Below are 14,019 nucleotides of genomic sequence, written 5' to 3'. Positions count from 1 at the left end.
TCACCGGCTCTTCTGGGGCCGCGGAATGCCGAGCGCGTCCATGCGCAGGCCCAGCGTCTTGCGAGCGATACCCAGCAGCTCCGCCGCGCGGGTCTGGTTGCCGGCGCACGACGCGAGCGCGGCGAGGATTCGACCGCGCTCGTCGTCGGCGGGCGCAGTCGTCGTCGACACCGCGTCGAAGACGATGTGCTCCGGCAACAGCACGTCGCCGCCGCACAACACCAGCCCACGATCGAGCACGTTGCGGAGCTCGCGAATGTTGCCCGGCCAGGCGTGGCTGCGCAGCCGCGCGACCGTGGCCGGCGCGACCGATGGCGGCGAACGGTCGAGGCGCGCACTCGCGGTCGCCACGAATTGCTCGACCAGACCCGCGAGCTCGCCGAGACGCTCGCGCAGCGGCGGTATCGCCAGTGTGATGCCGGACAGGCGGTAGTAGAGATCCTCGCGGAAACGGCCGGCGGTGACGTCGGCCCGCAGATCGCGGTGGGTGGCGGCCAGGAATCGCACGTCGATGCTGCGCGACGCGATCCCTCCGACGCGCACGAGCTTGCGCTCCTCGATCACGCGCAGCAGCTTCACCTGTGCCGCCGCAGGCAACTCACCGACCTCGTCGAGGAACACGGTGCCGCCACCGGCGGTCTCGAGCAGACCCGGCTTGGTCGTGGTCGCGCCCGTGAACGCGCCAGCCTCGTGCCCGAACAGCTCGCTCTCGAGCAGGTGGTCGGGCACCGCACCGCAGTTGATCGCGACCAGCGGACCGCCGGCCCGGCGCGAGCGCTCGTGGAGGTTCTTGGCCATCACCTCCTTGCCGACGCCGGTCTCGCCGAAGAGGAGCACGTTGATGTCGCTGTGGGCGATGCGTCGCAGCACGTCGTCGTCGGCCAGGCCGGCACCCCCGACGCGGACCATGTTGCCGCCGCCGCGTGTGCCGCTGGCGCCCTGCACCAAGAGCGTGACCTCGCCGATCGCGATCACGTCGCCGGGGGCGATCGGCGTCGGCACGTTGGCGGGCAGTCGCACGCCGGCGACGCGGGTGCCGTTGCTGCTGCCGAGATCTTCGATCGTCATCGGCGGGCCCACCCGCAGCACCGCGTGGCGTCGCGAGATCGCCTCGCGATCGAGGCGCACCTCGACGTCGGCGCCGCGCCCGATGCGAAGCTCGGCGCCGTCGTTCAGGGCGATCTGTCGCAGGCCCTGCTCGTCGAACACCACCAGGCAGGGGGCGCCGCTGCTGCTGGCGACGCTCGGGCGGGTCGCGGCGTCGTCGGATTCGGCCACGGGAAGGGTGCCAGTGTGGCGCGAGACCGCGGCGTCTGTCACGGGCCTGCGTGCAAACCCCCGGCGACCCGGCGCGGCAGGGGTACAAGCGGGCGCGGCCGTGGTTTGATTGCCGCTCGCGACCCGTGGAGCCCGAGCAACACAGCCCGCGCGACGTCGGCACCGTGGTCGGTGCCGACGTGTCGACCTCGAGCCTGCGCGGCGCGACGTCCACGCACGTTGGGCGCTACTGGCTCGTGCGAGAGCTCGGGCGTGGCGCGATGGGGGTGGTCTACCTCGCACACGATCCCGACCTCGACCGCGAGCTGGCGGTCAAGCTCATCGTGCACCGACGGCACGCGCGGGCCAGCGACAGCGCGCTCGCGTGGGACCGGCTCGGGGCCAACGCCACGGTCGCGTCGCTGTTGACCGGCGGCGACGAGCAGCTGCTCGCCGAGGCGCGCGCGCTGGCCAAGGTCGCGCACCCCAACATCGTCGAGGTCTACGACGTCGGCGCGACCTCTGGCGGCATCTTCATCGCGATGGCCTACGTCGCCGGTGAGTCGCTGCGCCGATGGTCGCAGACGCGGGCGCGCGCATGGTCGGAGACCTTGCAGGTCTGCATCGCGGCCGGCGAGGCGCTCGCCGCCGCGCACGCGGTCGGCATCGTGCATGGCGACTTCAAGCCCGACAACGTGCTGGTCGGCGTCGATGGTCGGTCGCGCGTGGTCGACTTCGGCCTGTCGCGGGCGATCGCCGGCGCCGCGGCGGTGACGGCCGAGCGCGACACCGCGGACGACCCCGCGGCGGAGCTGGTCGGCTCGCCGGCCTATCTCGCACCGGAGTGCTGGTCGACCACGCAGCGGGAGCCCAGCGCCGATCAGTTTGCGTTCTTCGTCGCGCTCGCGGAGCTGCTGCTCGGTCGGCGACCGTTCGCCGGCGGCGGCAGCCTCGTCGCGTTGCTGCGGTCGATGCAGCGCGGCTTCGATGCCAGCGAGCTGAGGGCTCGGGTGCCACACGAGTTGGTGCGGGTGGTGGCGCGGGGTCTGAGCGTCGATCCCCGGCGGCGCTACCCCAGCATGCGCGCCGCACTCGACGCGTTGGCGGCGGTGCCCGCCCGTCGGCGTCGTCGGACGCGGCGACGGCGGACGCTCGCGATCGCGAGCGGTACGATGACCGCGGTGCTCGCCGGGCTCGCGACGCGGCAGCTCGTGCACGAGCAGCGTCAGGGGGCCCATGTGCTCGAGTGCGAGCGAGCCCGCGATGCGATGACGGCGACGTGGAACGACGCCATCGCAGCGGAGCTGTCGCCGTCGGCGGCGACCAGCCTCGCGCTCGCGCGCCCGTGGCTCGACGGCCACGTCGCGCAGTGGCAGGAGGGGCGCATGCAGGCGTGCTTGCGGGCGGCGACGGGCGAGCCGCCGGAGGCGCTCGATGCCCTGCGTAGCGGCTGCTACGCCGACGACCTCGCGCGCGTGTCGGGCCTGGTCGAGGTGCTCGGTGACCCCGACCCGTTGGTCGCGGGCAGGGCCGTGCTCGCGGCCGCCGACCTGCCGTCGCCGGCGCGATGCGACGACGACGCGTGGCTCGCGATCGTTCGTCCGCGCGCGAACGATCCAGCGGTCGCGACGACGGTGCGGGCGGTGGAGCGCGGGCTCGGCCTGGTCGAGATCGTCGCCGACGCCGGCCGCTTCGACGAGGCTCGTACGCGTCTCGCGGCGGCATCGCTCGAGGCGCGCGCGGTCGCGTGGCCGTCGCTCGACGCCGCGGTCGCGCTCACCAAGGGGCGCCTCGAGGTCGACGAGGGCGAGCTCGAGCGCGCCGAGGCGACCCTCGAAGGGGCCTACTTCGCAGCCACCGAGGCGGCCGACGACGAGCTGGCGGCCGCCGCTGCGCTCGCACTCGCGGAGCTGGTCGGCCAGCGCATGGCGAGGTTCGACGCCGGCGATGCGTGGCTGCGCCACGCCGATCTCGCGATCACCCACGCCGGTCTCGGCGAGGGCGAGCTGCGGGCGCGGGCGCTGCTGGTCAGCGCCGCGATCGCGTCGCGTCGCGGTGCGCTCGAGCAGGCCGAGCTCGACGCCGCCGCCGCGTTGGCCCTGCGTGAGCGCCTACTGGGGGACCGCCACCCGGCGGTGGCGGCTGCGGTGCAGGTGCTGGGCAGCATCGCAGGTCGTCGTGATCGCCCCGCACAGGCGCGCGCCGCCTTCGATCGTGCACACGGCATCCTGCGCGCGACGCTGGGTTCCGATCACCTCGATGTCGCGGCGGCACTGCACGGCCGCGGCATGGCCGCGTTGTCGATGCGCGATGTCGCCGCGGCCCGCAGCGATCTCGCCGAGAGCCTCCGCATCCGCGAACGCGCCCTCGGACCGGAACATCCCGAGCTCGCGACCTCGTTGTCGGGGCTCGGTTACGTCGAGCTCGCGCAGGGCCAGCTCGATGCAGCGCAGTCGGACTTCGAGCGCGCGCTGGCGATCCGCGAGCGCGCCCTCGGTGCCGATCATCCGGCGGTCGCGGACACGCTCGGCAACCTCGCACAGGTCGCCGAGCGGCGCGGCGATTGCCAGGCAGGAGTTGCCGCGCTGACGCGTGCGCTCGACGTCGTCGAGCGCAGCGCCGCCAGCGATCGTCGCGCGCGTGTGCGGTTCTTGGTCCACCTCGGCGAAGCCCATCGCGCCTGCGCTCGACCCGACCTGGCCCGCGCCGCGCTGCACGACGCGCGCGACCTGCTGCGCGACGACGACCCGCCGTCACTGCGCGCCGCGATCGAGCGTGGACTCGCGCCTTAGCCCAGGCGTCGCGCCGTAGGTGGCGGAGCGCGGGCGGGCATCGGTGCGCGAGGCCGCCACTCTCGTGGCCTCGCGAATCCAACGATTCGCAGGCGTCGCGACGACGATCGGGGTCGCGCGGCCGCACTCGCGGTAGCGCGCACGACACTCGCGGCAGGCCCATCGCGCAGCGGCGAGACCAACGGCGTGCTAGCCTGGCGGTCGGACATGCTGCGAGTGGCGGCCATCGGGCTGGCGTGCGTCTGCACGCCGCTCTCGTTCGGTGCATGCACGCTCGAGCGGTTTGCGTGTGCGAGCGATGACGAGTGCCGTGGTGCCGGTGGCGACGGCGTGTGTCAGCCCGAGTCGGTGTGCAGCTTCCCCGACGTGGCCTGCGACTCCGGGCAGCGCTATGGGGCGCACAGCGGTGGCCTGTCCGGCATGTGCGTGCCGTGGGCCGGCAGCACCGGCGCAGTCGCCGACTCCGGTGGGCTCGGCAGCAGCAGCAGCACCGTCGGCGCGCTCGAGAGCTCGGGCGTCGTCGGCGAGAGCTCGTCGGGTGGGTCGCTCGATACCACCTCGGTCGGCAGCACCACCGGCACGCCGGTGCCGAGCGAGCCTCTGCTGTGGTTCGAGTTCGAGGCGGCGTCGACCGAGGGCTTCGAGAACGCCGGTAGTCTCGGTGGTGTCGCTGTCTGCGGAACCGAGACCTGCCCCGCGGTGGTGCCGGGGCGCGTGGGCAATGGGGCGCAGTTCGACGGCGTCGACGACTGTGCGGTTTTCGGTTTCGTCGACGCGCTCCGACTCGAGGATGGGTTCTCGCTCGCGGCGTGGGTGCAACGCCAGGGCACCGGCTACGGGTTCATGGGCGCAGTCACCAAGCCGGTCGGCGATCTGCCCTACAACAGCTGGCGGCTGGCGGTCACCGTCGACGCGTCCGATGTCGACGTCGCGCGCTTCCACGTCGGCTTGGTCGACGACACGGGCGGCACCCTCACCACGCCGTTGCCCGATGAACAGTGGAGCCACGTGGTCGGCACCTGGGACGGCGCGCACATGCAGCTGTGGCAGGACGGCGTGTTGATCGACGAGGTCGACAATTCGCTCTACGAGGTCGATGAGCAGCCGGTCTACCTCGGCTGCGACGACGAGCACGGCGACATCGGCATCGCGCGCTTCCTCCACGGCGCACTCGATGACGTGCGGCTGTACGGACGCGTGCTCCCGCCCGAGGAGATCGCCGCGCTCGCGGCCGGCAGCTGACACGGCTTTCATCCGCGGTTGTCGGAGGATTCGCATGGTCCCGGAGCCCCCGACGCCCGTGGAGCGTTACGATCCGCCGATGCCGGGTTCGCCGTCCCCCGCCGCGCGCACCGTCGCCGCCGTGATTCTGCTCTTCGTGGTCGCGTGCGGCTTCACCACCTGCGAGACGCCGATCGAGCGCGAACGTCGAGAGCTGCGGGAGCTGACCGAGTCGCCCGAGACGGTGCTGTACCGCGGGCTCAAGATCACGCTGCGCTCGGCGCCGGTCGAGCCCGGCGCGGCGATCGATCCCTCCGCCAGCGAGATCCGGCGCCTCAGCGCCGGCATCTTCACGCGGCTGCTGCGACCCACGGCGTCGAGCGAGGGCGTGCCGACGCTCGCGCCGCGGGACTACATCGCGTTGGCGCAGGATTTCTACGACCTGCGCGGTGAGCTGCGCGTGACCGAAGAGGACGACTACCCCACGCTGCTGCAGCAGTTCCTGACCGCGTCGGGGGACCCGCGGAGCGCGAACGCGGTGCTGCCGTGGTACGGCCCCGACTGGGAGCACCTGGTGCTCGCGACCCTGTGGTCGGCCAGCCAGGCCGCGCCGCGGCCGTTCGTGGTCTACGAGCTCTCGCAGCTCGAGCCCGCGAGCATCGACGTGGTCGGCGTGCGGCTGTTGGCGCGGTTGCTCAGGGCCGGCACGTTCTACCAGTACCACTGGCCCAACCTCGCCGACGAGGCACTCACCGCGTACCTCGACGACCTCGAGGGACATGGTGACGAGCTGCAGGCGTTCATCGAGACGATGGCACCACCGGCTCCCGAGCCGGCGCTCGTCCACGCGCAGTGGCACCTGCCGGGCGTGCTGCTGCGGGGGCTCGTCCGCCTCGAGCTCGAGCGCGAGGACGAGGCGCTCGTCGATCTCGAGGCCGGGCTCGCCGACGCGCAGACGCTCGGACTCGAGGACGAGGGTGTGTGGCTCATCGGTGCCTACGTCGGCATCCGTCGCGAAGATCCGGAGCGCGCGCTTGCCAACCTGCGCAAGCTCGAGGCCAGCCCGCTGCTCGGCGATGACGAGCGGCAGCTGGTGCGCGACACCATCGCTGCACTCGAGGACCGCGACCCGGACGCGGCACTGCGCAAGATCACCGACAAGCTGCTGGTCGCGCGGATCGTCGGCGGCTACCTGTTGCGCACGATGGCCAAGATCGACTGGCGCGGCGAGTTGGCGCAAACGTCCTCGGGGCGCGCGGTGCTCGGCTTCACCGGCGTGGTCGACGACGAGGTCGCGGCGGTCAAGGGCGCGGCGTCACCCGAGCAACTCACGGCGTTTGCCGATCAGGCCGCAGCCTCCGCCCGAGAGCTCGCGGCGCAGGGGCGCAGCCGAGCGATCGACGCCTGGCACCGCGCGGTCGACGACTAGTACCTGCATCACAGGTGGATGCCGCCGGAGACTTCGATGCGCTGGCCGTTGAGCCAGCGGTTCTCGGGCGCCAGCAGCATTGCCACGGCGCCACCGATGTCGTCGGCGACGCCGACGCGGCCGAGCGCGGTCTGACCGGCGATCATCGCGTTGAGCTGCGGGTTGTCGCGCACCGCACCGCCACCGAAGTCGGTCTCGATTGCGCCGGGGGCCAGCGTGTTGACCGTGATGCCGCGGGCTCCGAGCTCGACGGCTTGATAGCGCGTGAGCACCTCGACGGCGCCCTTGACCGCCGCGTAGGCGGCGTAGCCCGGCAGCGAGAAGCGGGCGAGGCCGCTCGACACGTTGAGGATGCGGCCGCCGGCGGCGACCAGTGGCAACAGGCGCTGCGTCAGGAAGAAGGGGCCCTTCAGATGGGTGGCGACCATGTCGTCGAACTGCGCCTCGGTGGTCTCGGCAAACGGCGCGTAGGCCCCGTTGCCGGCGTTGTTCACCAGCGCGTCGAGGTCGGCGCGCTGCCATTGCTCGCGCAGCTGCCCGCGCACCCGCTCGACGAATGCGGCGAAGCTGCTGGCGTCGGCGACGTCGAGCTGCAACGCGACCGCCTTGCGGCCCTGGCCGCGGATCAGCTCCACGACGCGCTGGGCCTCGGCCTCGTTGGTGCGGTAGGTGAGGATCACATCGGTGCCGCGGGCGGCGAGGTGCAAGGCCATGCTGCGGCCGAGTCCACGGCTGCCGCCGGTGACGAGGGCGAGGGTGACGGGCTTCGATGCGGGGGTGGTTCGCTCGGTCATGGCGCCAGTCTTCGTCGATCCGGTGGATTGCGGAAGGCGCATAAACACGACACACTGACGCACGAGATCAGACAATGCCGATCGACCTCGACACGGTCCGCGCCTTCGTGCACGTGGCCGAGCAGGGTGGCTTCACCCGCGCCGCGGCGAAGCTCGGCGTGCCCAAGGCCAGGGTCTCGCAGCAGGTGCAGCGACTCGAGGCCGACGTCGGTGCGCGTCTGTTGCACCGGACCACGCGGGCGGTTCGGCTCACCCCCGATGGCGAGACCTTCTTGGCGCGCGCGCGGCCACTGCTGCTGGAGGCCGAGGAACTCTCGGGCCTGTTCGCCGCCGACGAGGCGCTCGCGGGCCGCGTACGGGTCGATCTGCCGGTCGGGCTCGCGCGCAACGCCGTGATCCCGCGGCTGCCCGAGCTGCTCGCGCGTCATCCTCGGCTCGAGCTGCAGCTGTCCACCACCGATCGTCTGGTCGATGTCGTGCGCGAGGGCTTCGACGCCGTCGTGCGTGTGGCGAAGCTGCGCGACTCGGGCCTCGTGGCGCTGCGCCTGGGCGAGCTCGAGCTGGTCAACTGCGCGGCCGCGAGCTACCTGCGCGCGCGCGGGATCCCGCGGACGCTGCAGGACCTCGATGACCACACGCTGGTGAACTACGCCGCCGATCTCGGCAGCGGCGTGCCCGAGTTCGAGTACCACGACGGCCATCGCCATCGCGTGCACCCCATGCGCGCGGCCATCACCGTCAACAACGCCGATGCGTTCTCGGCGGCCTGCGATGCTGGCCTCGGCATCGTGCAGGTGCCCCGCACCGGCGTGGCCGAGCGGCTGGCGAGCGGCGCACTGGTCGAGGTCCTGCCTCGCCATCGCGCGGCGCCGCTGCCGGTGTTCCTGCTGCATCCCCACGGGCGGCGGGTGCCCCGGCGCGTGCGGGCCGTGCTCGACTGGCTCGAGCAGATCCTCCGCGCGCACCTGCGTCGCTTCGGGCGGGCTCGACCGGCGGCGTCGAGGAGCTCGGTGCCCGCGTCGCGATGAGATGGACGTCACGCGCTCGGCCGTGCTAGCGCCGGCCCATGGAGCCCGAGTCCATCGACCCCTATCGCGAGCAGCACCAACGCCGGCTGTCGTGGATGCCGTGGCTCTTCCACGGGCTCAAGCCGGAGCTCGCGGCGTGGGTGCGACCGTGGCAGGTCGAGCTGCAGGCGGAGCTGATGCGGCGCGAGGCGGTCACGTTTGGTGAGGACTGCTTCGTCGCACCCGAGGCGGCGGTGTTCGCCGAGCCGCGGCGGGGCATCGTGTTCGGTCCGCGTTGCACCGTCGCTGCGTTCGCGTTCCTGCACGGTCCGCTGACGATCGGCGCGGGCGTGAGCATCAACGCGCGTGCGAGCCTCGATGGTGGCGCCGCCGGCATCGTGATCGGCGATGGCTGTCGGATCGCCACCGGTGCGACGATCTACGCCTTCGACCACGGGCTCGCAGTCGACCGCCCCATCGCCGAGCAGGCCGTGACCTCGCACGGCATCACGCTCGGGCGCGACGTGTGGGTCGGGGCCAACGCCGGCATCACCGACGGCGTGCGCGTCGGCGACGGTGCGGTGATCGGCATGGGCGCGATCGTCACGCGCGACGTGCCGGCCTTCGCGATCGTGGCCGGCAGCCCTGCGCGTGTGATCGGTGAGCGGCGTCGCGTGTGAACGGCACGACCCGCGGCCGCGGTCAGTAGTACATGGGCACGTCGAGGTGCTCGCGCAGCCACGCCAAGGTGTGCGCGATGCCATCGTGGTACGGCGTGGCCGGGAGCTCCCCGAACTGTGCGCGGTACTTGCTGCCGTCCAGCACGATCGGGTGTTCCCACAGGTGCAGGATGTCGGCGAAGGCGCGCGCCTTGGGGGCGAACACGCCGGCGGTCCGCACCAGCCACGGCGGCAGCGCGCGCAGCTTCGACGCGGTGCCGGCCTGGCGAATGGCCTCGCCGAGCAGGGCCCGCGGTGTGATCGGGGCCGCGCCGGGGAGGTGGAAGAGGCCGCGGTCGATGCCGCGCGCGGCCGCCACCTCGACCAGCGCGCGCGCACCGTCGGGCATGAACACGAACTCGACCTCGGCGTCGAGATCGCCGAACCACCGCACGGTGTCGCCGCGCAGCGCGGCACGGAACATCGGGCCGGTCAGCGTCACCACGTGCGGCCCGTAGAACTCCGGCAGGCGCACCATCACGTGGCGGATGCCGCTGACGCGGATCCGTCGCTCCTGCTCCGCGCGCACGCGGCCCTTGTCGGAGCAGGGCGAGAACGGCACCTGTTCGTCGACGCGTTCGCCCGGTCGTCCGCGACCGAACACCCACACGTTGGCCGGGAACACCAGCTTGGTGTCGTGACGTCGGCAGCCGGCGATCGCCGTGTCGAGCATGCCGAGCACGGTCTTGGCCCACGTCGGGCCGATGTTCACGTTGGCGCAGTGGGCCAGCGCCTCGCAGCCGCGCACCAGCGCAGCCACGGTGTCGACGTCGTGGGCGTCGCCGCGGACCCACTCGACGCCGGCAGGCGCATCGCTCGGGGGCTCGCGCCGGACCAGTGCGCGCACCCGATGGCCGCGCGCGAGCGCGTCGCGGACCACGTTGGCGCCGAGCCCACCGAGGGCTCCGATGACGGCGATGCGCATGGGTGGTGGGCCTCGACGAGGTGGTTGGCGTCAGGCCGCGCGCGCGGTCACCAGGAACACCGGATAGGCACGTTCGTCGCGGTGCACCACGCACGCAGTGCCGAACTCGATCGCGTCGAAGCCTGCGCGCGCGAGCGCAGCCGCCAGAGCGTCGCGGTCGAAGCCGTGGTGGAACACGCCCTCGGTGCCCGGGGCATGGAAGCTGCCGTCCTCGCGATCGAGGTCGGCGAGCGCGAGCCCACCGCCGGCTTCGAGGTGGGCGCGCAGGGTCGCGAGCAGGGCGGCGGTGTCCTCCACGTGGTGCATTGCCATCGCGCTGACGATGAGATCGACGCGGCGATCGAGCGGTGCTCGGAGCAGGTCGCGGCAGACGATCTCGACCCTGTCGGCGAGCTCGGGCTTGGCCGCGAGTCGCTCGAGCATCGCCGCGGAGATGTCGACCGCGATCACGCGCGCGACCCGTGGCACCAGCTTGGCGACCAACAGCCCGGTGCCAGCGCCGAAGTCGAGCACCGACAGCTCCGACGTCAGCGGCACGCGGGCCTGCAGGGCTTCGAACACGCCCTCCGAGATCTGTGCGGGCACCGGCCGCGTGTCCCAGTCGGCCGCCTTGTCACGGAAGAGATCGGACATCGCGGGCACCCTAGTCCGGTGGCGTCGAGATGTCTCGCAAATTGACGCGCCGCCGGCCCCGATGACGGCGCTGCTCCGCGCTCGCGATGCGCGACGCGGCGCGGCCTCGCGTCCGGCGCTCGCCGCCGATCCCAGCGGGGGCCGCCCACGGCCGCCGTCGTGCCATCGGCGGGGGCTACGGCAGCGTCGTCGCGGTGCTCGCGATGACCTCGCCGCGTCGGTCGAGCGGTGCGAGCATGCCGGCGAGCGCGGCGATCTCCGCGGCATCGTTGGTGAGCAGCTCCGCGAGGTGGCGGGCCGACAGTGGCTGGTACATCAGCGTGACCTCGACGGTGTACGGGCCCGACGCGATCGGGGCGGGCACGCGGTAGACCACGCGATCGCTGCCGCCGACGAAGTCCGCGTCGTCGATCCCGAGCACCGGCGCGGTGCGATCGAGGTTCGGGCCGCCGGGGTCCCAGCCGCGTGGGAGCAGGCGGTTGTCCTTCGCGTCGTGGTGCGCGCGGAGCAACCGGAAGCTCGGCGCGCCGTCTTGGTCGGCCATGACGGTCTCGTAGATCTGCACCTGGGTGTCGTCGTCGATCTCGGCGTGGTGCGGCTCGAACGGCCCGCCGAGCTGCTCGATCGGCAACACGCCACCGGCGCGATCGAGCAGGCGCCCGAGCGCGTCGCTCTCGCCCGAGCGAAACACGATCGCGTCGTCGGCTGCCCGCACGACCACGCGCAGCCACGCGCGTCGAGCCGGGTAGCCACTGGGGAACTTGTGCCCGACCGCGCTACTCACCCGCACGGGCAGTACCAGCGTGTCCCCGCTGCGCGCTGGCCCCTCGAGCGCGACGACGGCGGTGGTGTTCGCCAGCTGATCGCGGGCCCAGGCCGCGGTGGCGTCGAAGGCCGCGGCCGAGCCCCGCGGTCGCAGCTCGTCCGAATGATCGCGCAGCAGGGTGGGGACCCAGGCGTTGCCGCCGACGAACGCGTGCTGGTGATAGGGGCTGCGCGCCGCGATGGCGCCGAAGTCCCCACCCATGGGGTTGTGCGCGATGCGGGTCGCGATCGGCTGGCCGTCGTCGTCGAACGACGGCATGTGACAGCCCTGACAGCTGCGGGCATCCGGTCCGGGACTCGCACGCTCGGTGTCGAACGCCGAGTTGCGCCACTCGAGGTACGTGGCCTGCTCGGAGTAGTGCGTGCCGGTGGCGGTGCCGTCCGGCGCCAGCGTCGGCGTGTCGAGCGTGTGGCAGCTGCTGCACAGCGCCGAGGTGTCGGTGTGGGCGGCGAAGCTCGGCGTGAAGCCGCTGTGGTTGAGCATCGGCATCGCGAAGGGATCGAGGTGCGGGCCATAGATCACGCCAACCGTGGTCAGCTCGGGGTGGCCGCCGAAGCTCGCCTCGGTGCCGAGCCCCGCGGTGCCGATCTGGTGGCACGCCGTGCACGAGACGCCGTCGAGGCCGAGCTGCGATCGATCGTCACCGGACGCGAGGTTGGCCAAGCTCCCGGGGACGTCACCGTGCAGGTCGTTGCGGATCGCGGCCATCGGCGCGTGACACCGCGTGCACTCGGCCTCGATCTCGGCCTGCCGGGTCGGCGTGGCCGCGACCTCCGCCCGCACGGCCGCCCACCACACCGGATCGCGGGCGGCGTTGGCCATCATCGTGCCCTGCCACAGCTCGTAGGGGGCGATCGCGTCGCCGCTCGCGGTGCGCATGGCGGTCGCCGTGTCGACGTTGGCATGGCACACCGCGCACACCGACGAGGTCGCGAAGTTGCCGTCGTTCACGGTCACCGGGGCCGGCAGATCGAAGTGCGCATCGTCGGGGTGGCCGCTGCCGCTGCTCGACTCGCTGCTGTCGGCCGAGCCGCCGTCCGCATCGCTGCCGTCACCGCTGCTCGAGCCGACGCCGCTGCTGCCCCCCGAGATCGTGTCGCCCCCGTCGCCCCCGCCATCGACGTGGGCAGGCCCATGCCCGCCGGCCCGGCAGGCGACGAGGGTGCACAGGAAGATCGATGACGACGCGCGCATGCCCACGTGGGTGGGGGCCGTGCGGTGCTCCCGAGGGTTCGAGCAAGATGTGCGGCCCTTGGCGTCGCGGGCACGACGACACTTGCGCGGTGTCGGTGGCGCGGCGTCCGTCGTCGCTCTGGAGCTGGCTCACGCGCCGCAGGCCAGGCCCCACTCGACGCCGACGAACCCGGATCCGAGATCGCACAGCGGGCGCACGGCGGCCGGCCACTGGGCGTCCTCGGCGAGACAGAAGGTCTGTGCACCGCCGTTGCCCGCGGTGCGCATGCCGGCTGGGCACGTGTAGCCGGGATCGGCGGCGGTGTTCCAGTAGAAGCCAAAGTACCCGTCCTCGGCGTAGTCGCAGTAGGCGGTGGCGCCGACCGGCAGCCGCTTCGGGCGCACCATGCAGCGCTGCTCGTTGCCGGGGCCGAGCTCGAAGTGCGATCCAGCGGGGCACACGTCCCACGAGAAGCCGAAGTAGCCCTGGTCGATCCAGTGGCAGTACGGATCGGCGCGCTTGGCCGGCGTGAAGTCGTAGCGACACTGCAGCGGCGCGTTCGCGACGGTGGTGGCGTCGGCGGTGCACGCCGCCGCGCCGGCGTCGACGTAGCCGATCCAGCCGTCGTCGAGGTGATCACAGCGGGGGCTGACCGCCGCGGTGACGGGCAGCTGCTCGCGCAGGCAGAACGCTGCACCGGCGTGGTTGGGCGCCAGTCGCCAGCCCGCGGGGCACTCGTACGAGGCGATGCCGATGCGCGCGTCGTCGCACGGGTCGGGCGCGACGCAGTCGAAGCCGTCGTCGATCGCGGTGCACGTCGAGCCCGGCGGACAGCTCGCGCCCTTGGGTGCGCACTCGTCGACGCCGCAGATCTCGAACGCGTCGCCGCAGCAGTCGCCGTACTGCACGCACAGCTCGTCGCACCAACAGCCGTCGGGCGAGGCCTGCCCGCACGACTCGACGCCGCCGCACGATCCCGCCGCGGCAACGCCGGACTTCCGCAGCTCGACGCGCTCGCGCGGCGATGGCTCGGCATCGGCGGAACACGCCGTGAGCAGGGTGGACGCGAGCAACAGATCGAGGATGGTGCGTGGCGGTCGTGACATGTGCAGGGGCTCCTGCGCTGATGTCCGAGCAAGGCCCGCGCCGCGAGCCCTCCGCGCCGCGGAGCGCAACGATCCCGCGCACGCACGCCTGGTCGCGGACGAACGACGGCGCGGGATGTCGCGTCGGCTGTCCCCG

The 14,019-nt window shown here is 72.6% G+C and carries 10 protein-coding genes and 1 pseudogene; 5 read left to right on the top strand and 6 right to left on the bottom strand.

The window, feature by feature from the left end; genetic code table 11:
* A pseudogene (locus tag IPH07_25350) lies at positions 1 to 1,158 on the bottom strand (sigma 54-interacting transcriptional regulator).
* A 245-nt stretch (positions 1,159 to 1,403) separates the two neighbouring features.
* Here IPH07_25350 and IPH07_25345 point away from each other — a divergent pair.
* The 3 genes from IPH07_25345 to IPH07_25335 all read left to right on the top strand — a co-directional run bounded on the left by IPH07_25345 (position 1,404) and on the right by IPH07_25335 (position 6,699).
* Positions 1,404 to 4,049 (top strand): serine/threonine protein kinase, encoded by a 2,646-nt coding sequence (locus IPH07_25345; protein MBK6920747.1) that lies wholly within the window; start codon positions 1,404 to 1,406, stop codon positions 4,047 to 4,049.
* 207 nt (positions 4,050 to 4,256) lie between these two features.
* Positions 4,257 to 5,291 carry a LamG domain-containing protein gene (locus tag IPH07_25340; protein ID MBK6920746.1) on the top strand — a complete coding sequence of 345 codons (1,035 nt, stop codon included), beginning with the start codon at positions 4,257 to 4,259 and terminating at the stop codon, positions 5,289 to 5,291.
* A gap of 121 nt (positions 5,292 to 5,412) precedes the next feature.
* On the top strand, positions 5,413 to 6,699 hold the full coding sequence (locus IPH07_25335; protein ID MBK6920745.1) for a hypothetical protein: 1,287 nt from the start codon (positions 5,413 to 5,415) through the stop codon (positions 6,697 to 6,699).
* Positions 6,700 to 6,707: 8 nt separating this feature from the next.
* Here IPH07_25335 and IPH07_25330 read toward each other — a convergent pair whose 3' ends face one another.
* Entirely contained in the window at positions 6,708 to 7,493 is a 786-nt protein-coding gene (locus IPH07_25330) for an SDR family oxidoreductase (GenBank protein ID MBK6920744.1), read from the bottom strand.
* A gap of 74 nt (positions 7,494 to 7,567) precedes the next feature.
* Here IPH07_25330 and IPH07_25325 point away from each other — a divergent pair, with 74 nt between their 5' ends.
* Together IPH07_25325 and IPH07_25320 are read left to right on the top strand one after the other, a co-directional pair.
* Positions 7,568 to 8,521 carry a LysR family transcriptional regulator gene (locus tag IPH07_25325; GenBank protein ID MBK6920743.1) on the top strand — a complete coding sequence of 318 codons (954 nt, stop codon included), beginning with the start codon at positions 7,568 to 7,570 and terminating at the stop codon, positions 8,519 to 8,521.
* A gap of 38 nt (positions 8,522 to 8,559) precedes the next feature.
* A complete protein-coding gene (locus IPH07_25320) occupies positions 8,560 to 9,180 on the top strand; it encodes an acyltransferase (GenBank protein ID MBK6920742.1) in 621 nt (206 codons plus the stop codon).
* A 22-nt stretch (positions 9,181 to 9,202) separates the two neighbouring features.
* Here the strand turns inward: IPH07_25320 and IPH07_25315 are convergent, their stop codons facing one another.
* From IPH07_25315 to IPH07_25300, 4 genes are all read right to left on the bottom strand, one after another.
* The gene (locus IPH07_25315) at positions 9,203 to 10,144 is read right to left on the bottom strand and encodes an NAD-dependent epimerase/dehydratase family protein (protein ID MBK6920741.1); all 942 of its coding nucleotides are present in this window, start codon (positions 10,142 to 10,144) and stop codon (positions 9,203 to 9,205) included.
* Positions 10,145 to 10,174: 30 nt separating this feature from the next.
* Positions 10,175 to 10,777 carry a methyltransferase domain-containing protein gene (locus tag IPH07_25310; GenBank protein MBK6920740.1) on the bottom strand — a complete coding sequence of 201 codons (603 nt, stop codon included), beginning with the start codon at positions 10,775 to 10,777 and terminating at the stop codon, positions 10,175 to 10,177.
* Between the two features lie 175 nt (positions 10,778 to 10,952).
* Positions 10,953 to 12,797, bottom strand: coding sequence for a hypothetical protein (locus IPH07_25305; GenBank protein ID MBK6920739.1), 1,845 nt, complete (start codon positions 12,795 to 12,797; stop codon positions 10,953 to 10,955).
* A gap of 129 nt (positions 12,798 to 12,926) precedes the next feature.
* Entirely contained in the window at positions 12,927 to 13,883 is a 957-nt protein-coding gene (locus IPH07_25300) for a hypothetical protein (protein MBK6920738.1), read from the bottom strand.
* Positions 13,884 to 14,019 lie beyond the last annotated feature (136 nt).

The organism is Deltaproteobacteria bacterium, assembly GCA_016709225.1.
Taxonomy (GTDB): Bacteria; Myxococcota_A; Polyangia; order Nannocystales; family Nannocystaceae; genus Xiheibacterium; species Xiheibacterium phototrophicum.
The sequence above is the reverse complement of the archived record's forward strand: the minus strand, read 5'-3'. Positions and strand labels throughout refer to the sequence as shown.